19 protein-coding genes and 1 pseudogene are annotated in these 20,745 nt (G+C 43.6%); 2 read left to right on the top strand and 18 right to left on the bottom strand.

Translation table 11 applies throughout. The annotated features are described in order from the left end of the window. Window positions 1–245: 245 nt before the first annotated feature. Both K5Q73_RS17925 and K5Q73_RS17920 read right to left on the bottom strand, forming a co-directional pair. Entirely contained in the window at window positions 246–1,280 is a 1,035-nt protein-coding gene (locus tag K5Q73_RS17925) for a methionine synthase (protein ID WP_220765635.1), read from the bottom strand. A 26-nt stretch (window positions 1,281–1,306) separates the two neighbouring features. Continuing rightward, window positions 1,307–2,284 carry a DUF1852 domain-containing protein gene (locus K5Q73_RS17920; RefSeq protein WP_220765634.1) on the bottom strand — a complete coding sequence of 326 codons (978 nt, stop codon included), beginning with the start codon at window positions 2,282–2,284 and terminating at the stop codon, window positions 1,307–1,309. Window positions 2,285–2,610: 326 nt separating this feature from the next. Between K5Q73_RS17920 and K5Q73_RS17915 the strand changes: the two genes are divergently transcribed. Beyond that, window positions 2,611–3,420, top strand: coding sequence for a sulfite exporter TauE/SafE family protein (locus K5Q73_RS17915; protein ID WP_220765633.1), 810 nt, complete (start codon window positions 2,611–2,613; stop codon window positions 3,418–3,420). A gap of 113 nt (window positions 3,421–3,533) precedes the next feature. Here K5Q73_RS17915 and K5Q73_RS17910 read toward each other — a convergent pair whose 3' ends face one another. The 5 genes and pseudogenes from K5Q73_RS17910 to K5Q73_RS17890 all read right to left on the bottom strand — a co-directional run bounded on the left by K5Q73_RS17910 (window position 3,534) and on the right by K5Q73_RS17890 (window position 8,241). Next, window positions 3,534–4,970, bottom strand: a complete 1,437-nt coding sequence (locus K5Q73_RS17910; RefSeq protein ID WP_220765632.1) for a leucine-rich repeat domain-containing protein — start codon at window positions 4,968–4,970, stop codon at window positions 3,534–3,536. Window positions 4,971–5,062: 92 nt separating this feature from the next. Continuing rightward, on the bottom strand, window positions 5,063–5,620 hold the full coding sequence (locus tag K5Q73_RS17905; protein WP_220765631.1) for an imm11 family protein: 558 nt from the start codon (window positions 5,618–5,620) through the stop codon (window positions 5,063–5,065). Window positions 5,621–5,918: 298 nt separating this feature from the next. Continuing rightward, window positions 5,919–6,896, bottom strand: a complete 978-nt coding sequence (locus K5Q73_RS17900; protein WP_220765630.1) for a transposase — start codon at window positions 6,894–6,896, stop codon at window positions 5,919–5,921. A 186-nt stretch (window positions 6,897–7,082) separates the two neighbouring features. After that, a pseudogene (locus K5Q73_RS17895) lies at window positions 7,083–7,214 on the bottom strand (transposase); the annotation flags it as partial. Window positions 7,215–7,350: 136 nt separating this feature from the next. Beyond that, a complete protein-coding gene (locus K5Q73_RS17890) occupies window positions 7,351–8,241 on the bottom strand; it encodes a hypothetical protein (RefSeq protein ID WP_220763387.1) in 891 nt (296 codons plus the stop codon). Between the two features lie 389 nt (window positions 8,242–8,630). On the opposite strand from K5Q73_RS17890, the gene K5Q73_RS21620 reads away from it, so the two are divergent. Next, window positions 8,631–8,762 carry a hypothetical protein gene (locus tag K5Q73_RS21620; RefSeq protein WP_259650796.1) on the top strand — a complete coding sequence of 44 codons (132 nt, stop codon included), beginning with the start codon at window positions 8,631–8,633 and terminating at the stop codon, window positions 8,760–8,762. Window positions 8,763–8,843: 81 nt separating this feature from the next. Here K5Q73_RS21620 and K5Q73_RS17885 read toward each other — a convergent pair whose 3' ends face one another. From K5Q73_RS17885 to K5Q73_RS17835, 11 genes are all read right to left on the bottom strand, one after another. Continuing rightward, window positions 8,844–10,127, bottom strand: a complete 1,284-nt coding sequence (locus tag K5Q73_RS17885) for a winged helix-turn-helix domain-containing protein (RefSeq protein ID WP_220763389.1) — start codon at window positions 10,125–10,127, stop codon at window positions 8,844–8,846. Between the two features lie 207 nt (window positions 10,128–10,334). Continuing rightward, window positions 10,335–11,180 carry an ABC transporter permease gene (locus K5Q73_RS17880; protein ID WP_220763391.1) on the bottom strand — a complete coding sequence of 282 codons (846 nt, stop codon included), beginning with the start codon at window positions 11,178–11,180 and terminating at the stop codon, window positions 10,335–10,337. Between the two features lies 1 nt (window position 11,181). After that, a complete protein-coding gene (locus K5Q73_RS17875; protein ID WP_374706880.1) occupies window positions 11,182–12,186 on the bottom strand; it encodes an ABC transporter ATP-binding protein in 1,005 nt (334 codons plus the stop codon). A gap of 27 nt (window positions 12,187–12,213) precedes the next feature. Continuing rightward, window positions 12,214–13,542, bottom strand: coding sequence for a nitrous oxide reductase family maturation protein NosD (gene nosD / locus K5Q73_RS17870; RefSeq protein WP_259650797.1), 1,329 nt, complete (start codon window positions 13,540–13,542; stop codon window positions 12,214–12,216). A gap of 82 nt (window positions 13,543–13,624) precedes the next feature. After that, window positions 13,625–14,113 (bottom strand): nitrous oxide reductase accessory protein NosL, encoded by a 489-nt coding sequence (locus tag K5Q73_RS17865; RefSeq protein WP_220763395.1) that lies wholly within the window; start codon window positions 14,111–14,113, stop codon window positions 13,625–13,627. A 336-nt stretch (window positions 14,114–14,449) separates the two neighbouring features. After that, complete coding sequence (gene nrfD / locus K5Q73_RS17860; RefSeq protein WP_220763397.1) at window positions 14,450–15,397, bottom strand: NrfD/PsrC family molybdoenzyme membrane anchor subunit; 948 nt, start codon at window positions 15,395–15,397, stop codon at window positions 14,450–14,452. A gap of 2 nt (window positions 15,398–15,399) precedes the next feature. Continuing rightward, window positions 15,400–16,107: a 4Fe-4S dicluster domain-containing protein gene (locus tag K5Q73_RS17855; RefSeq protein ID WP_220763414.1), complete on the bottom strand. Its 708-nt coding sequence runs from the start codon at window positions 16,105–16,107 to the stop codon at window positions 15,400–15,402. Window positions 16,108–16,184: 77 nt separating this feature from the next. Continuing rightward, a complete protein-coding gene (locus tag K5Q73_RS17850) occupies window positions 16,185–16,922 on the bottom strand; it encodes a tetratricopeptide repeat protein (protein ID WP_220763416.1) in 738 nt (245 codons plus the stop codon). A 31-nt stretch (window positions 16,923–16,953) separates the two neighbouring features. Next, entirely contained in the window at window positions 16,954–17,757 is an 804-nt protein-coding gene (locus K5Q73_RS17845; protein ID WP_220763417.1) for an FKBP-type peptidyl-prolyl cis-trans isomerase, read from the bottom strand. A 37-nt stretch (window positions 17,758–17,794) separates the two neighbouring features. Beyond that, the gene (locus tag K5Q73_RS17840) at window positions 17,795–18,223 is read right to left on the bottom strand and encodes a rhodanese-like domain-containing protein (RefSeq protein WP_220763418.1); all 429 of its coding nucleotides are present in this window, start codon (window positions 18,221–18,223) and stop codon (window positions 17,795–17,797) included. Between the two features lie 60 nt (window positions 18,224–18,283). Next, window positions 18,284–20,320: a multiheme c-type cytochrome gene (locus tag K5Q73_RS17835; protein WP_220763420.1), complete on the bottom strand. Its 2,037-nt coding sequence runs from the start codon at window positions 20,318–20,320 to the stop codon at window positions 18,284–18,286. Window positions 20,321–20,745: the final 425 nt, after the last annotated feature.

The following is a 20,745-nucleotide window of genomic DNA, read 5'->3' as shown; positions in this document are numbered from 1 at the left end:
GATAAAGCGACCGCAGATTATCGCGCTGCTAAAAAGAATGCGAATAAAAATTAGAGAAGTGAGGGGCGTCATATATTTAGCTGTGTCAGACCGGCTAAATACAGCAGGCTAAATCAAGCTGCGCGAGGTAAAGCTTGTGAGTATCACATAGCCCAATAGCCAAGAGAGAAGCAGCAATCCGCTCTTGGCTAGATCTAAAATATGGGGGGATTCGCTACCGAAAGATAGCGATAGATAGCTTGCCTTTAAACCTGATTAGAAAGTTCTTTACGAACGATTGCAGCGCCTGCACTCAAGGCCGTTAATTTGCCCCTTGCCACATCACGCGATAGCGGCGCCATACCACAATTAGTGCAAGGATAAAGCTTGTCGGCGTCAACAAACTTAAGCGCTTCCCTCAAGGTATTGGCGACTTCTTCAGGCGTCTCAATGGTGTCCTTTGCCACATCAATGGCACCGACCATCACTTTTTTACCGCGAATGAGTTCCAGTAGTTCAATAGGAACATGGGAGTTATGGCACTCTAGCGAAATAATATCTATATTAGACTTTTGCAGCTTAGGAAAAACCTGTTCATATTGGCGCCATTCAGTACCTAAGGTCTTTTTCCAATCGGTATTGGCTTTAATGCCATATCCGTAACAAATATGTACCGCTGTTTCGCAGTTCAGCCCTTCGATTGCTCTTTCTAAACAGGCAATGCCCCAGTCGTTAACCTCATCAAAAAACACATTAAACGCAGGCTCATCGAATTGGATGATATCCACGCCTGCCGCTTCTAACTCTTTGGCTTCTTGATTAAGAATTTTGGCGAACTCCCAGGCAAGTTGTTCGCGGCTTTCATAATGATCATCATACAGGGTATCGATCATAGTCATTGGGCCGGGCAACGCCCACTTAATCGGTTGCTTAGTTTGCTGACGTAAAAACTTAGCGTCTTCAACAAAAACGGGCTTTGGGCGAGAAATAGGCCCTACAATTGTTGGTACGCTGGCATCATAGCGGTCGCGAATTCTTACGGTTTTACGATTCTCAAAGTCGACGCCACTTAAGTGCTCAATAAAGGTGGTCACAAAGTGCTGCCGTGTTTGCTCGCCGTCGCTAACAATATCTACGCCAGACTGCTGTTGCTCTTGCAACGACACGCGCAGCGCATCATGTTTACCATCAATTAATGCCTCACCTTGTAATTTCCAAGGTGACCAAAGTGTTTCTGGCTCAGCCAACCAAGAAGGCTTTGGCAAGCTGCCTGCTGTAGAGGTAGGTAGTAATCTTGTCATAATAAATACTCTCTATATCAGGTTAATTAAAGCGCGCAATTAGCTGACCAATGCTCAAGAACACGCTGGTATGGCTTAATAAAGTGCTCTTCAGCAAACTTGCCCTGCTCAATCGCCAGCTGACCACGTTCTACACGGTCATAAACAATTTGCGTGATGGAATGATCTAGGTTGTTCAAATTTGGCTGGTAGCATTTACCCGCAACCGCATTGGCATTATAAATCTCAGGTCGGTAGACTTTTTGGAAGGTCTCCATGGTACTAATGGTGCTGATCAGCTCAAGATTGCTGTAGTCATTAAGCAGATCACCAAAGAAATAGAAAGCCAACGGCGCAACGCTATTTGGGGGCATAAAGTAGCGCACCTGCAAACCCATCTTTTTAAAATATTGCTCAGTCAACGAAGATTCATTGGGTTGATATTCGACGCCTAAAACAGGATGTTGATTTTCGGTGCGATGATAAGTTTTATTATCCGACACGCTCAAACAGATAACCGGCAGCTTTTTAAAGTGCTGTTTATAGGCATCCGAATTAACGAAATATTTAAAAAGCTTTCCATGTAATTCACCAAAATTATCTGGAATACTAAATTGCGGTTTATCTTTATTATGATTTAACAGCAATACGCTAAAGTCATAATCGCGAACATAAGAAGAAAAGTTATTACCAACAATGCCCTCAATACGCTCGTTAGTTTTATTATCGACAATATTGGTTTTCAATATTTCAATTGACGGAAAAGCATCGCCACCAGCTTGCACATCCATATCAACTGAGACGATTTCAAGCTCGACCGAGTAACGGTCAGCAGCAGGGTTATCCCAGTGGGCTAAGGCGTTAAAACTGTTGTCTATCATCTTCAACGCGTTACGCAAGTTCGCCTGGCGGCTCTCACCTCTAGCCAAGTTAGCAAAGTTGGTAGTGATGCGCGTACTGTCTGAAGGATGATAGTTCTCATCGAGACAAATGCTCTTAATTGTAAAAGTAAAATCGTTATTCATCGTGATCTGGTATCCCTTTATCCTTTACTGTATTCAGTCAGTCGCCTCACTGGCATCGTCGATGTGCGCATATCATGCAATTAACCACAAAATATTAGTTTGTTTAATGCTGCCATCTAGATGTTATTTATACCGAGTTAAGCACACGATGAATAACGTTTTAAATTCAACTGCAACGTGAAGGAACTTCATGTTGTATATCTTTGAAAATTAAACTTAGATTCCGTTATATTAACGCCCTGATGCGTTCACCATTTAAATTAACTTAATCCCAATTTAATTCATGTCGCGTCATAATCCACAAATAATATGAAGAGATAAATTGCATGAGTGAGTTGTTATTATTGATTTTATGCTGCGCACTACTAGGCAGCATAGTAGGCTTTCTGGCAGGGCTGTTAGGCATTGGTGGCGGGTTAATTATTGTGCCAGTGCTGAGCACTATTTTACTTTACTTTGAAGTGTTACCAGCAGAACAAGTGGTCGTCGCAGCTATTGCGACCTCATTAGCATCGATACTTTTCACCTCAACCTCATCGGCAATCGCCCACCATAAAAATGGCAATGTGCCATGGCAAATAGCACCTTGGATCATGGTGGGAGTCGCCCTTGGTGCGCTGATTAGCGGTTTTGTGGCAGCACTGCTACCCGAAAAAACAGTGCGCTTAGTGTTTGCGGTAAGCGTAGTGCTTATCGCATTAAAGATGATTTACAGCAGCAAAACTGACACAACAAGTACACGGCAAATGCCTAATAAAGGCTTACTCACCTTTTTCACCACCATTACCGGCGCTTTATCTGCGATGATAGGCATTGGCGGCGGCGCACTCTTAGTGCCTTTACTGACATTCTTCTCCATCGATATGAAAAAAGCCATCGGCTGCGCCTCAGCCTGCGGCATTGTGATCGCACTGTTCGGCTCAATTGGTTATATCAGTTCTGGCAGTGCCCATTTCTCGCTAGCAGATGGCTTTGCAGGCTTTGTCTATTTACCGGCATTATTAGGCATAGTGTGCACCTCTTGGTTTACCGCGCCGTTAGGTGCTAAAGCCACCGCACGTTTACCCGTACCATTAATCAAAAAGGTTTTCGCCGGACTATTGCTAGCCATCGCCGCCAATATGTATTTTATGTGATGTCTTATTAGATATTCACAACATTCGATAGGCTAAGCCGCCTATAACTAATCATGGTCAAGAGAGGGCAACAGCTCCCTCTTGGCCATTTATCATGGGGGGGGTTGGGGTTATTATTTTCTTATTATTGCAACATTCCAATCAAACACCCTGTTCCCGATAGAAGTCACGGAATGAGGAAGGGCGACGCTCGTCAGGGTATTGTTGCCAAACGCATCATCTCCAATATGCGTGACGGAATTGGGAATGGTGACACTCCTAAGGCTATTGTTTGCAAACGCTGCAGTGCCTATAGAGGTAACAGAGCTTGGAATGCTAACGCTCGTCAAAGCATTATTAATAAATGTCTCAGCTTCGATAGCGGTAATGGAACTCGGGATAGAAACACTTGTGAGGGCGTTGTCAGCAAACGCTGTATATCCTATAGAGGTCACTGAACTGGGAATGCTGATACTCGTCAGAGCATTCTTATAAAATGCTGCATAGCCTATAGAAGTGACGGAATCTGAAATGGTGACACTCGTCAGTGCATTGTAAAAAAATGCTTTGTTTCCTATAGCCGTTACGGAATCGGGGATAATTACGCTCGTTAGGGCGTTGTGAGAAAACGCTGCATACCCTATAGACGTAACGGAATTAGGAATGGTGACACGCGTCAGAGCGTTATCACTAAACGCACCACTTGCTATAGAGGTAACGGAACCAGAAATAATGACGCTCGCTAGGGCATTGTGACTAAACGCGCGATTTCCTATAGAGGTAACGGAATTAGGGATGATGACACTCGTTAGCGCATTGCTAGCAAACGCATCATCTCCAATATGCGTAACAGAATCTGGAATGGTAACGCTCACCAGAGCATTGCCACTAAACGCATCATCTCCGATAGAGTTAACTGAATCAGGAATAGTGACGCTTATCAGGGCATTATTAGCAAATGCATCCTCTGCTATAGAGGTAAAGGAATTTGGAATAGTGATGCTTGTCAGGGCATTATTACTAAACGCCTCTTTGCCCATATAGGTAACTGAAGTAGGAATGCTAACACTTGCGAGCTCATTATGTTTAAACGCCCTAAATCCTATATAGGTAACGGAATTAGGCATGCTGACACTCGTCAGGGCATTATCTATAAACGCCCAATCGCCGATATGCGTAACTGAATCAGCAATGGTAATGCTCTTTAAGGCATTTTTAGCAAACGCCCAATTGCCGATATGTGTAACAGAATCAGGAATGCTGACGCTTATTAAAGCGTTCTCAGCAAAGGCCTCTTCTCCTATATGTGTAACCGAATCAGGGATCCTTATATTGGTCAGGGCACTTTTAGCAAACGCTCTATCTTCGATAAAGGTTACTGGTACACCATTAAAATCACTCGGAATAACAATATCTTTATAATCAGCGCTGTAATGAACTATCGTATTTGTACTTTTATCAAACCTTACATCATTCAATGTAAGGATATGCGATGGGTTTAATCTAGTGGTATCGCTACTACATGCAAATATGGAAAACATTACTGAAAAAGTAATTAGATATTTGGTCATACTTTCCTACAATAAATCAGCCTACAGCTGACACTTTAAGAGCTAAAAATGTTTATGTTCTCTGCCATTTAACATAGCTGTCTATCATTAAGCTATTTGGTCGCCAACCAAGCACTCCAAGCACTAACAGGAATAAAATGCACGCCTTGGAGATTCTGCGTGTTTAAGGAATCGACTATTGATTTGTGCACCACAGTTACCGGGCTATGACCAACTTTAAATATCAATCTTTCTGTTAGATTGATATTAGCCAGCTCGCTTGATAATAAAAACCTATCAACATTCTTTATGTTGCCTCTTTTTATGGTCACTTTTGATTTTTTCTCATCAATGAGTGAAATGAAGTTGATGACTTTTAACAGGTAAAATTTTTCAGATTTCTGGTCTATATTGGCAGGTATAAATTGCACATACGGAAAATCAAACGGACGCAGTAAAGCGTACAATTTTTCACTCAATAAAATTTTTGGCGAGTAGTACACATCCGCTAACTCTTCACTGTCACCTTTAATCGTCATCTTGTACGCTAAAGCCTCGTCAACAGACAGCAGTTCTCTTTTATTTTGAACCGTTTCTGTAAACTCATTGGCTGCATCGAGTAAGCCAAACTGACAGTCTTCAGCCCAAACGTAATACTCTTGGTTAATCATTAATTGTTTCTTCCAGTTAGACTTCGTCTAACAAACTATCTTTTGAGCAATCAAACTCAGTTTGATCTTATAGTTAGACTACTTTAAACATAGCCACCCATTATTAATCAACAATATAACCGTTATTACGAAATCTTTCTCAAACTATAAACATGAGGTGTAGCATTATTTGATGGCAGGCAAATAATTTAGTGATTAACTGGATAAAACTGAGGGATTTAGAGTAAATAAGCTAAAAAACGAGCGTAAAAATCCAACCGAACTAGAACGGTATAACGAGTAATTTGTTTAGAAATTCTTAGCCGACTTGTAGATGGTGACAGCTATTAGCGAAGTGCCGTCGTCGCTTATCTAAATGTTCGCAATAATGAGTTAGTTCCTGCAACGAGCCAACGGGGCCATGAAACAGCTTGCCAAACTCGGTGGTGACTTTTATCCAGTTATCGCAGGGGATATTCAGCCTATTGAGTATCTTTTCAGTGCTAGGAGAAATGGCCCCTCGTTTATCATCTCGAATCATTCGACCTGTTTCATCAACAAGTGTTAGATAATCTTGAAGAGAGAAGTTGATACCTTTGGTTTGGTGTTGTCTCTCGTTACCGATAAACGGCAGTAACTTAGCAGGCTGCTTACCTTTTAGAGCCGCATTAACTCTTAATTGTAAGCTGGTGTAGTCCGACTTTTCAGGTGTTTTGACCATCTTACCTCTAATAGGATTAAGCTCTACATAAGCCATACAGGCGAGCACTGCAGCTTCATCCAGTAATGCTTGGCTCTTGAATCGCCCCTCCCAGAAATGACCTGTACAGTTGTCTTCATAATTAGCTTGCCTAGCGATAGGCTCATTGAGGCAACGCATAAACCAACTAATATCACAAAGTCGTGAACGGTACGTCGCAATAAGACGCTTTAGCGTTGTGACCATACACTCTTCAATCACATCACCTTTAGCAAACTTTTTAGTTAAACCAGTCCCATTAAACAACTTATGCCACTGTTCGACCACCTCTCTATCAGACCAGTTGTTTACCGTTTCTAGGTCGATATAGAGCACCACATGCAGATGATTACTCATCACTGCATAAGCTGCTACATCAATTGCAAATACCTCTGTTAACTTGAGTATTTGCGCTTCAACCCAACCTCGTCGATGGTCATAATTCTTGCCTGTGTACTTATCATCACCACACAAGAAAGCCCGTCGAACCACCCGACTGCAGCAATGATAATAAGGCGTGTCTTCAAGACTAATTAGCGTACTTCTAGCGCGGGGCATAACAACCTCCTACTTCAGCAATAACTAAAGCTTAGTAAGAGGCAACAAAACATGCCATTAACGATGGGTGTCTATGATGGGGCTTTCACTGGCACGGGGCATAACCACCTCCTACTTCAGCAATAACTAAAGCTTAGTAAGAGGCAACAAAACATGCCATTAACGATGGGTGTCTATGATGGGGCTACGACGATGGTCATAGTTCTTGCCTGTGTACTTATCATCACCACATAAGAAAGCCCGTCGAACCACCCGACTGCAGCAATGATAATAAGGCGTGTCTTCAAGACTAATTAGCGTACTTCTAGCGCGGGGCATAATCACCTCCTACTTCAGCAATAACTAAAGCTTAGTAAGAGGTCTACAAACATGCCATTAATGATGGGTGTCTATGGTTAAGCTCTATCTTGACTAACCGAGAGTGTCCATATATTTCTTACATTAGGCGGTTAAATTATTTTTTCGACGTCATTGTCGCTAGCATTTTTTCCATTAACGCTATTTCGTTGCTACTAAGCTTACGAGACTCAATTATCTCAGTGCTCTCGCCGGCCTTAAGGTTTTTGTGTTCACTGTAGAAAGCGGCTTTTTCTAATAGTTCGCTAATAGACATTGGTTCATCATGCTCACTATTTAATTGCATTAAAACTAGATTTTCTTCTCGCTTTCTCTTGATGGACTCGTAGTAACGATATTCATCCATTGCTTCTCTATATTGGCGTAAGAAAAAGAATGCGACCATTTCAATGAAAAAAAGAATTCCAAACTTCGGAGCCATCAACATCACATTACTTGAGGAAGAGCTTGATATATCTAGTTTAGACTGCGGTATAACAACGTCTTTAGCTGTTTCAATATAGAAAAATGCCAACCCCGAAAATGCGATAATAACGCCAATAAACAAATACACACCGGCTCTTGTGTACAAGCCTTCTGAAATTTCTTTAGATGACTTAGCTAGTTTTTGCATTTGCTGAAGAGCTGAGTCATTAGCAGATACCTGTTGTTCAATGACTTCTTTTGCTTCCTGATAAATCTCTCCGACATTAACACTTTGTTCTTTTTGCAGAAGATTCAAAGCTCTTTTATAGCGCAAATACTCAAAAGGCAGCTTCCCAAAAATCTGTGAAAATAGCATAGGGAATAACATGACAAACGCCATTGCTAAAATGTCGTAATAAAAAAACTGTATACTTTCTATATCGAAATAGCTTCTCGGATTTAAAGTGAACTGCAAAATCATTCTGCCACCGACTAAGACAGCAAATAAAATCCAAAGATAAACCTCAGCTAACCGCTTACTCGGTCTCGATAATGACGAAATCGCCGTTACTTCAATTGACATACTTTCCTTAAACAATTTAACAGCTGATTGATTAGCAGCTGCGATAAAATTGTTATCGCTGCTACATATTTAAATATTATCGGTGCGTCTTGATAATGTTTTACCAACCAATAATAACTCATTGTTTTAAAAGAAAACATAAAAAGTGTTGTTACTTTTACATCAGTATCTGTTTCATATAGCAACTTTATTGCTGATGAGCTCTGCGTAATGCTGAACTCCCTGAAAACACCATTCCCCTTCGGAGTTGCCGAAGTGCGTTGAAGAAATAGTCGTGATGCCCACATGGATGTGGGCGTAGTTTTCGCGGGGCAGGATGCCCCATCGGAAGCGTTAGACTATTTCGAATAAGCACGAGGAAGACAACTTCGTCTGGGGCGGCTCGGGAGATGCAAGAGGGGGAAGCTGTTGTCCCCCTTTTGCCCGAGTGTGAGCTGGAAGCTCACGACTTTGGTCAGGCGCAGCCTGATGCGTTACCAATGTGGAGCGAAGCGCCACGACCTTTATCAAACGAAGTTTGATTACTAGTAATTGTTAGACGCAGTCTAACTTATAAGTCAGGCGCAGCCTGATGCATCACCAAACTTGACCTCGATATCAAGTTAGATATCGAATCTCTCATAATGGTACCAAGCCGTAACCTGCCCAAACAGCGGGATAGTCCAAACCGCGGTTTTATGATCTTGATGCACACGGATAAAATACAACTCTTCGTCCTTAATATCGCGCTTACGTAAATCGCGATAAAAACGCACCGCAGAGTCGTTTAACTTATCCGGCTTTATCAGATCTTTTTGCTCAACCTTAACCTGGAAAATATCCACCTGAAGATCATCAATCATGCTTGAGTATTGCTTAAACTTACCGCGCAGTTTGTACTTTATTGGGGTGGTTAAACAGTCTTGGTCGGTGATACAAGTCGATGAGTAAAACTCACCGGTATCGTCCGAGTCATAGATCAGTGACATATTGATATCGGCGCGAATAAGTAGCTCACCTTTAACTGGGAAATACACATCCGCTTGGTAGTTATGCTCTAAGAAAGCGCCACTGGTATCAGTGCTTTCAGGTAGCATCACGCGGTTATAGCGAATGCGCTGCTCCATCGCGGTCGACAAATCGACAAATTCAGGCATATTCAAGTTGGCAGGCTCTGAATCAACCGACGTGATATTAATTAAACCTTTACCTGCACATTGCTCTGCATCGGTTCCTGGACATATTGCCATTGAATAATTGTCGCCATCGGTGGCGGAGAATGCATTAAAGCCTTTATGACATGTCATAAAGTTATCATCTGGCTCGAGGTGTTTTTCCCACATAAACGGATGTAAATGCGGCGCATCATCTTTATACAGCAGCTGGCTATCGCCCTTTAAACCACCGATTTTTAATTCAATTTGAGTGTCAGCGCTCCAACGAGATAGGTTCTGCCTTACCTTGTGGTAGTCACTGAAATACCAGGCCATTACCAGTAGGAGAATAGCAATAACAATGCCTGAAATTTTGACCAATAAAGACACATCAAAAAATGCAGCCTTCATCGACTCAGCGTCATTTACCGCCAACATTTTCACATGGGACTGAGTCGAAATATGTAGTTGATAACCACGACGAGCAATCGTCTTTAGCTGCACTTCACGATAGCCATCGAGCTTTTTACGCAGAGTACTAATACATTGAGTTAAAGAAGTCACTGCAACTACGCGGTCGGGCCAACCAGCGCTGAGTAACTCCTCTTTTGAACAGACAGGGTTTGCAGAAAGCAAAAGGCGATGTAGTACTGCAGACTCAGAGAAGGTCAAACTAATCTTTTTACCACTCACATGATCAACTAACTGGTTAGCTTCTGTATCTAACTCTAAATAAGGAGTGATTTTTAACACGATGAGCCTCTATTACTTACTGTCTACAAGCGGTATTTTGTTGGCAAATTCTACAGCTAAGTAATTAACAAGAATGTGATTATTGACTCATAATGGCAGCTATTGCGCGACCAATCACCGTCAATGTTCACAAATTTAGCATTGAGTAATATTACCCACTTAGTAGTATCTAGCTTTAGCCTTATAGAGCCCGTTTACATCCTATCGTTAAAGCGGTTTGCCCTTAAAGATACGATGACAGATCAGCGTCAATGAGCCTATCCACAACATAAATAGTCCGTACATTCCTGATAGCCCCCAATCTGTGGTCGCTATCATGGCGAGACTACCACTCGCACCTTCGCCCTCGATGGCAACTAAATTGATTGCACGGTAGAGATCGGTTGGACTCAAGGCGATCAACACATTGATAAGAAATTGATTAGCAAAAGAGAAGTCTGACACCAATAGCGTTAAGAGTAACAAGTCATAAATCAACACCAACAGGAACCACAACAACAGTAAGCAGCCGATGGCCTTGGCTTTCTCAGTGCATTTAAGGCTGACAATGTAACTGAGCAAAATAAAGGTCAGCGCAAGCAAATTACTGCTCAGCACAAATTGTGCAAAGGCCGCCACTAACTCGCCACTGTGATATTGCTCTCCCACAAGCAGTAATAAGCCTGCTGTTAGGCCAAATGCACATCCTGTAGCCACCAGCATAACGCTAATATGGCCGAGTAACTTTCCAAAGATAATTTGCGATCGCGTTAACGGGTACGACAGCAATAACAGCAAGGTGCCCGCCTCTTCCTCGCCCACAAACGCGTCGTAACACAATAAGATAGCCGCTAATGGGATGATAAAGACCGAGATGGTCGATAGGCTGCTCATCAGGCTATCGAGCTCTGGCAGATACAGGCTCCCTGTCACCGCACTGCCAGCAAAACTGACACTCAAAGACAGCAGTAGAAATATACTGCCCATGAAGGTTAACCACCGATTTCGAGAACTATCGCAGATCTCTTTATAGGCAATAATCAATATCGGGGATTTAAGTCTATTTATGTTCATTCTATGACTGCCCTACTGGGGAGCGTAAGGCTTTACCCATTAAATCGTGATAAATATCTTCGAGCCTTGGCTCGTTAATTTCGAAATCAAAAATCTGGCATTGAGATACAAGGTGCTGAATAATTTCCGGCTTGTGAGCGGCACTAAATTGCAGCAAACCATCACAGTAAAACTGCTGTAAAAAGGCGTTGGACTTAACCCTTTCACTGAGTTCAGTAAACTTAATACTGGTTTTTAATGTGCTGCCACGGCCAAGCTCACTGCAAGTGCCTAATGCGACCCGCTTACCTTTGGCCATAATCAAGGCCCGATCCAGATGAGACTCCACCAGAGATAACTCGTGAGTCGAGATCACTACGGCGCAGCCCGCCTGTTTAAGTTGATTGATCTTGCCGTAGAGGAACTGCGATGCCTGAGGGTCGAGGCCAACTGTAGGCTCATCAAGCAACAAGACTTTAGGCTCTGCCAGAATCGCTTGCGCGACTCCCAGCCGCTGCTTCATGCCTTTTGAGTAGGTTTTTAGCTGCCGATGCTGGGCATATTCGAGGCCAAACTCTTCGATTAATGACTCGACTCTGCGCTGGCTGACGCCTTTAAGCGCGGCAAAATAACTGAGTACCTCACAGCCTGTGAGCTTGTCATAGAAGCTGGCATCCTCAGGCAGGTAACCTAGGCGTACACAATTGTGTGCCTGACTCTCCTGCGCGCTCTGCCCTAGAATAGTCACTGTGCCAGAACTCGGCGGGATCAGGCCGAGAATGATTTTAATCAAGCTAGACTTACCCGCGCCATTGTGGCCAAGCAGTGCCAGTGTATGGCCTGTTTCGACCGCAAAACTAACGCTATCTAGCGCGGTAAAATCGTTATATCTGAGGCTAACATCGGTTAGCTGTATTGCGAGTTCTGACATTGTATTCTCAGTCCTGCTTCTATGAGTAACCCCATGCGGTTGGGTCGCCGTTTTCATCGCCCTTTCATCCATCGCAGTGTTCATCGCCGTTTTCATCCATCGACGCTTTCATCGACTTGTTCATCAAAGATGCTCCCTATCGACACTGTCCATACTCAGCAGGGGGAAGCTATCGACAATGCCCGTTGCTGGGCCAAACTCAAATTGGCCCTGCACCCAGCGCAGCAGTGCAACCACTGGGCTGTTCATTAAGAATCGCGCCTCAGGGTAGAGCCAAAAAAGTTTATCGAGATGGTCATTGGGTCTGTAAGCCTTATCGGCGATACCGTCGTGATTGCTGTCCCAGCCCATATGGCCACTCCAGTAATTGCCAAGCCCCTCATGGCTCCACTCAAGCAGCGAGTCGCCGACGTATTTCACCTGGGTCTTGTTATTCACAAATTGATTGCCATAAACTTTATTCTTCTCGCCGCCCATGGCCATATAGATGCCAATATCACTGGACGAAAACAGGTTATGGGTGATCTCGTTATCACGGGCGCCGTAGATAAAAATGCCTTTGCCTTCATTACCAAGCTCGGCAGTACCTTGTGGGTTATGGCCCAGACTCATACGATTGTTACTGACGATGCAGTGGTTACTGATATTGAGCAAAATGCCAAAATCCAGTGTATTTGAAGCCTGATTCTGATGCAGGTTAACAAACTCTGAGCTCATAATGGCGTAGCCACCATCGACATTATCGACCTGATTGCCATAGGCCTCATCATGCTTGGTATACATGTAGTGAATGCCGTACTGCGCCGAGTGAAAACGGTTATCGAACACTAAGCTGTTAGTGCTAGTTTCGAGGTAAACCCCGTCTCTTACATCTGAAATTTGGTTATCGTGGATGACCGAAACATCGACACCTTTAAGGTAAACCCCATCGCCCCTATCGAGCTTATAAAGGGCTGAATTACCGGCGATGACATTATTAACAACAGTAATATGGCTGGTGTTTTCGGCGTAAATACCAAAGCCGTCACCTTGCAGCTTGCTTGATTCAATACGAACTCGCTGCGCTTGCTCTTTAATTAATATACCCGCGTTAAGCTCATACAGATCGCCGCCCCAGTTTTGGATAACAAGATTGGAAAGGGTCACATCTGAGCTAAAGATATTGACGGCGCTACCACGCCCCTTCGCATCAATAATCGCGCCCTTCTCACCGATTAAGCTGATGGCTTGGTGGATCTCAAAGTGGCCGTGATATTCGCCAGCGCTTAACACTATGGTGTCACCTGCTATCACAGTCAGCAGCTCTTGCTTAAGGCTTTCAGTGCTCGCAACCGAATAAGTGGCCGCGAAACTCATAGGGCTTATGAGTAGAGAGAGGCAAGCACTCAGGCAGACTTGTTTCGCTGCCTTGTAAAATAGTGTTAGTACTTGAGCTGAGGTGACATTTTTCATAAATAGATTCATTAGTTTGGTAAGTGTCCACTCACTGACGATCACTTACCGGACTTGATTTGCTCGTAATAGCAGTGAGCCATTACTCACCAGCTAACAAAGCGATATCAATCTTTTCATATGGCAGAACGGCGCCGCCAAACTCTTGGGCAAACTTAACCGCATCGTCTTGGTTCTTAAAGCTAGCCACGGCAGGCCCCATCACGGCTTTTTTACTGGTGCCGTAGACGTACCAAGCTTTGGTTGCTTCGGTGAAGGCTTCATCTTTGGGATGCTCCCAATCGGTAGCAGCTACGTCATGGACATATAATGCTTCGATTTGACGTTTGTTCTCAGCTTGCAGTGCAAAGTTAAACATGTCGCGAGTCGAACAGAATTTAGGTACAACAGTTTGTCCCTTAAGGTGAACTTGACCTTTAGGGCCTGGATACTTGGTGATCATCATGCCGCACAGGTGGCAACGATCATGCTCATGGATGGCCTCGGCCGTGTATTGCTTGGTATCGGCACCACTGTCGCTACAAGCGCTTATAAAAGGTAAAAGGAATAGCAAACAGATTAACTTTTTCATTTTCTCTCCGAGTTCCATCGTGTTTTCAGACTAGCCCCTCAGTTGCCTTGCAGGGGCGACACTAAAGGGCTAGCTTACTCACAGCAAGTCGCTTTCATTGCGGTAGAGCTAAAGCGAATTCATCACTAAGTGCCATAGGGAAACACTCAAAGATCACCAGCCTAAGCCCCACCACAACGCAAACTGGCTTGCACTTACTGTATTGAGCCTTTGGTCACTCCATCGCTATGTTTAACGATTTGGGGAGGAGTCACCGCAGACTCAGTACTTATTAAATGTCAGATTAATCGATATTGTCGCTAACCTACGCAGCTAGCTCGTTACCGATTATCCCAACTAGATGGCATTTAATTGGCCAGCGTAAATAACAAACATACGCAAGCACATCATGCCGACTACCGCACACGCACCAGACATGTAGAAGGCTTTAGCCGAATGGCTGAAGGCTTTACCTGTGGCGAAATTAAGCAGTAATGGACCCACAAAACCGATACCCACAACACCAATCCAGAACACGTTTGCCCACACGCCGGTATGGAAACCAGCGAATGCAGCTTGTGCACCTTCATTACCTGTAGCCAAAGACATGATAATCATGAATAGGAACAGGGCTTCAGCAGCCATTACTGGCCATTCAATGGCGTGTAATGTGTGCATGTCTTTGCTGTGTAGGTCTTCTTTGAATACCGATACTGCAATCATTTTTGCTGCTGCAGCACCCGCAGAAAGACCTGACGCAACAAATAGCGCTGGCAATACTGAGGTATTGATAATTGGGAAGCGAATTAACGCAGAGATCAAGAAGCCGGTGTAAGCACACACTGACATAGCCAGTACTAGGACTGCCTTTTCAGATGGCGAACGTAGGCCACGTAACTTGTCGATAATAGGCAGTAAGAAATTCAAAGGCTTATAGGCTTTGATCTCTTCTTCCATTGCGAACAAGGTTACTAGTGCAACTAATGGAATGTATGCTGATAGCGCAATAACACCCACAGACATCACTGAGTTTAGGTTGTAGAACACCAAAATACGCCAGAAGAACAGCGGATTAGTTAAGTCTAAAACCAGACAGATCATACCCAGTGCAATCGTTACCAACGACACTAAAGACGCAGCCTTTAAAAAAGGTGTGTTTTCAGTTTGTTTTTTGTAGAAACGAATGAACAGGGCTACAGATAGTGCACCACCAGAAATACCAGCAAAGAACAGGTAAACCGCGATTGGCCAAGGCCATGCGATGCCTTGTGACAGGCCCATTGTAAATTCAATATTACCGTCCATGATTACACTCCCAACTTCACAATAGGTATGTAACGTAAGCTAGGCTCTGTACCAAAACCTGGCTTAATGCGTACCGAGTCCTTCACAGCTAATAACTTACTCACGTATGAAGTCGGATCGTTTGCATCACCAAAAATCAATGCGTCGTAACGGCACTGCTGCACACAAGCTGGTAACTCACCAATGGCAAGCTTGCTGTTTAGGCAGAAGTCACAGTTATCGGCAACATCAGTTTCTTTGTTGATGAAACGAGCATCGTACGGACAAGCACCAATACAGTACTTACAGCCAGCACATTTCGCCGCATCCATAGTCACAATGCCAGTCTTCTCGTCGCGGTGGGCCGCGCCAGTAGGACAAACAGTCACACAAGGTGCATTCTTACATTGCTGACATGAAACACGTACAAACTTACGCTGACAACCACAGTCATTTGTTTTGCCACAGTGTGGACAAGGCTGACCTTCAACGGCGCTTGATTGCTCTTCCATTAACAGGCGAGATTTACCTTCTGGTAAGTGGTTAGCTTTATTACAAGCGTCCTTACACTCACCGCAACCAACACATTTGTTTTGGTCGAAAACCATTACATAGTGCGGCTTATTGGTATCTTCCTTGTCTTTGACTGAGCTACACCCTAGCGGTGCCAATATCAAAGAGCTGGCTCCTAGACCTTTAAGGAACCTCCGTCTCTCTAGATTTTCACTCACAGCATCCTCCGATTATCGGTTTAAAACCGACACGTTATTTTTTTAATTTAATATTCTGTCTAGCATTTATTTAGGCGTTAATGAGCAACATCGGTATCAACTTGCGTTAATTTTTTCTTCGACTTTTCAATTGCGAAATTAATCGCGTCACGATTAAACGCTTGCACCTTATTGGTTAACACGATATTCCAGTTATCGATTGCTTTCTGATAGTTACCACTGAGGTAAGCATCGTTGGCGATTAATAAGCGGGTATTGAGCTCTTCGTGATGTTGAGTTAGCGCCCTCGCGATCACTAAAGAGGTATCCATGTTGATCAACCGATCATCTCGGTAGTACATGGACGTTGCCTTTAACCCTAAGGCCTCGCTGTTTTCTTTATCAATCGTGAGCAACTTGTCTAAGGTTTCGAGCGCATCATTGTATAAGCCACCATCGATATACGACTGGGCTAGCCCTAATAGCACTAGTGGATCACCGGGGTTTTCTATCGCGAGTTTCTGGCCTTTGTTGATATCGGCAACCAGCAGGTAATCAATGTTGTAATCAACCTGAGCTGAATCCAAATGCTGATAACTACCGATTGTTAGATACAGTAAGACTGAAACGCTGATAAGAAAGAAACCAATGGTTCCAAAGTAATAATTATTGTTTTGCTTAACATCATTGGTATCGATGCTAATCGTAGAGCCAAAAAAGTGCCCGACTTCTGATTCAAGTTCAGTCAGCTTATTGTCATACCTTAAATGGTGACAAAATAGATAAGCTGCCGTGCAGAATAAAATAATCAGGATACTAATCAGTACAGTGTTCATTTTGGCTCTATATCAATAATTAATATTAAATTTAATTGTGTGGATTGGCGCCCATAGAGCCGCCCATCATGCCACCCATACCCATACCACTTAGTCCCATGCCGTGAGCACCTTCACCAGGCGCTTCAACTTTGACTAGTTCAACCTCGAATACCAATGTCGAGTGAGGTTGAATCATGCCAACAACACGGTCGCCGTAGGCGAGTGCAGGTGGAATCGTTAACTTAAATTTTGACCCTTGAGGCATTAGTGCAAGTGCTTCTTGCCAGCCTTCAATAACGGTAACTAAAGAGAAACGGTTTGGTTCATCGCGGTCATAAGTGCTGTCAAACTCAGTGCCATCAATCAAGGTGCCTTTGTAGTGCACGGTAACTACGTCATTGCCTTGTGGCATGGCGCCGTCACCCATGGTGATCACTTCATATTGCAGACCTGATTCAGTTTGCTTGACGTCGCTGTTCTTAGCGTTTTCAGCCATGAAAGCTTCACCGGCCGCTACGTTCTTAGCAGTCAGTTCGTCTAACTTAGCTTGCTTCGCCGCATTCAGCGTTTCAGCGCGTTGGTTAAGGTAAGTCACAATTTCCTCTTTAGACATTTTCGTCTCATCTTTCAAAGCATCGAGTAAACCGTTTACCACCTGAGCCATATCAACTTCTGCGCCTAACTGAGATTGGCCATATACCTGACTAGAGATATGGTGACCAAATGATGCGCCTATGCTGTACGATTCCTTTTCAACGTCAGTGGTCAAGTCGCTAGAAGCAAAACACGACACAGATACTGATAGGGTTAGACAAGACACAACGGCCAAGACACTTTTTTTAAGCTTTTTCATAGAATCAATCTCACTAAAAATAAAATTACATAATCCGTTATGGCTTTTCTGTTACTCGATTAGCTAAACGCCAGCCATATATTCCATCTGGCATCTGAAGAACATTGGTGTAATCCAACTTCATCACATGTCGAGCAGCAATTTCACTGGCATTACAAAGACGGTTTGCACAGTAGAAAACCATGACTGCGTCTTTGTTTTTTGGCAGCAAGTCTTTCCAATTTTTTACGTTGAAATAAACAGCGCCTGGAATGAATCCTTCTGCCCATAATTCCAAGGTGTTGACATCAAAGAAGTAAACTCCCTCTTTGCCCACTAAGGTTTGTGCTTCCATCATGGTGATTGTTTTTAACGGTTCATCATAATATTTAGCAGGGCCCATCTCTTGACCACCACCGGCATAACTGCCCGCAGATAGCATTGATAACAAGACGGTGAAAACGACACTTCCCAGTACTCTATTCATAATTTCTCTCTTTGTTACCTCAACCTAAGTCGCCCTAGGTTGAGGTCGGTATAAACTCAATTACATGTTTTTAGCGCTGTAACCAACACCATCAAGAATGTTTTGAGCTTGGGTAACATAAGTCAGTGCTGCGTCTAGACGCTTCTGGCTGTAACGGAAGCCATGCACACCCCATGAACCATCTTTCTTAATTAGATCAATAGTTTCTTGCGCTTTCTCAGCTAGCATTAGCACTTCAGTCTTGTCTGCAGTAGACAGCTTAGTCACTTCTAGTAGCGTATCGATGCGCTCAAGAGCTTGTTCAACTTTGGCGTAAACGTCCTTAACAGGCGTTTGCATCTTCATTACTTCGCCGTAAATCTCTAGCTGGTCGTCGTAATGTAGGCCAGTTTCTAGCTCAGACTGGAATGGGCTGTGACAACCCTTGTTATCCACTACGTCTTTGTCAGAAATCGCTGTACGAGCACAAGTCCACATTAAGTCTAAGTAGTTGTGACCTTCTTCGTTCTTAGCAACAGTCCAGCCTTTCACGCTTGAATCACGTGGTTGACCTTCAGGTGGGTTAAGCGTCTTACGCTCTGGGTCGATATCAATCTTCCACATATGAGTACGACGTACCGCGTCAAAACCTGCGTTGTCTGGGAACTGAATCGCAGCGAAGTTCTCACAGCTACCCATGTTAGGCATGTGACAGCTTTGACAAGTTTGGTTGCTGTGGGTGTCAGTGTTGTCAGCGATCGTTGCTTGCGCTTCGTGACAGTCAACACAGTCTTTCTTCAGTTTTGGCGTAGAGAAACCAGATAGGAAGTCACCGTCTGTTACTTCGTGCGGATCGTGACAAGTTGTACAACGCATGCCTTTCTCGTAGTGAGAAGAAGCAAACATTTGCGAGCCTTCAGTACCACAAGATGGACAAGCAGACTTCATGTATACGCCAAATGCGTATTCCATTTTCTCTTGTGCTTGTTCAGTATCAGCTAGTGCATCAACGAAGAAGAAGCGCTGGTGACAACGTTCACAGTTAGACTGCATGCCGCCAGTACCGCCATCTAAGTGACCACCTGCGCCATGACACTCTTCACAAGCAATACCTTTAGAGATAGTGTGCTCTTGTAGCTTCTTAGCGTCGCCAAGTGCATCGAAGAACTCTTGCTGGTTTTGGAAGTCAAACTTGTAGGTGTGGCACATTTCACAGTAAGAGCTACCAGGTTGGAACAGCATCTCTTTTTCGTACTTAGCACCGTATGAAGTCATACCCCACTTGTGCGAACCTGTATCACCAAATTCTTCAAGTGTTACTGGGAACTCTGGAATTGCTTTATTAATTTTCTTAGCCATTTCTGGCGTTAACCATTCAGCCCAACCACGTGAGAACTGGTTACCACCAGCAACCATTTTACCGGTGCCTTCTGATAATAGACCGTCACGAACGTGGTAAGTACCGCGTACTAACCATGAATCTAGGAAACCGTATTTAGTACGTGGTGTACCGATGATTGCGTAAACGTCGTTAGCACGAACACCGTCTGGAAGCATTGATGCTTCGCTGCCGTATAGTGGTGCGTTTAAGTCGCCGTTTGGTACTTCTTTATCAGTAATTTCACTTGGGAAACGCACTACGTTTGCGTGACGCGAACGTTGCCATTTCTCATATTGAGTCGCGTGACATTCGGCACACTTCTCTGGACCTACGAAGTTGTTTGGGAAATCCAATGTTGATTTAGCACCTAGACGGTACTGAACTGCACTTGGACGACCTACACGCTTACTGTATGCCTGGCTTCCGCCGGTATCTAAATATTCTTCACCACGGTCACTAATATGGTAATCACCAATTAAGTTACCTTCTTCTTGATATTTGAACATTGGATGGTTTTGAAATAAGAAATCAAATAGCTCATCTTCTTGAACAATATAATCGTGTAGTGATTTAACACCTGTAGTTCTTTCTGTACCAGCATAGTTTGCAATTGCATTCTTAGCAGACGCTCCCATTTCTGGGATGCTATTGTACTTATCACCAGCAGCACTAGCGTTACCTATTGCGCCGAAACAAAACAGCACGCTTGCGGCTGCTTTAAGTTTCCAACTTTTCATCATCACTCCTAGTTATAACCTAGTTATAGTATTTTCATCATCATTCAACTTAGGCACTCTCTTGTTAAGCCGAACAACTAAACAATCGAGTTGCAGCTATTTTCCACATCTTTTTTGCGAAAAACACGCGCTACAGCAAGAAATGAGACACAGAAAAACACAGATAGTAAAAAATCGGTGAAAACAAATAAAAAACAACAACTTAAATTAGAGTGACGACCGCATTTTTCACTTATGATGGTATTTTTTGATATCTAAAAAGACCTAAAAACAATGCATTTAGACGTGAAAAAATATCAGAGGAGTTATCGGGTTTGATAAAGGCTAGAGAGGTCACAAAACACTTCCCTAATATAACCTACCCTTAGCGTCAGTAGCTTAATTAGCGCTTTAACTTGATGAGTTAAATAATAACAACAGGCTTA

The organism is Shewanella sp. MBTL60-112-B2, from assembly GCF_019655055.1.
Taxonomy (GTDB): domain Bacteria; phylum Pseudomonadota; class Gammaproteobacteria; order Enterobacterales; family Shewanellaceae; genus Shewanella.
The sequence above is the reverse complement of the archived record's forward strand: the minus strand, read 5'-3'. Positions and strand labels throughout refer to the sequence as shown.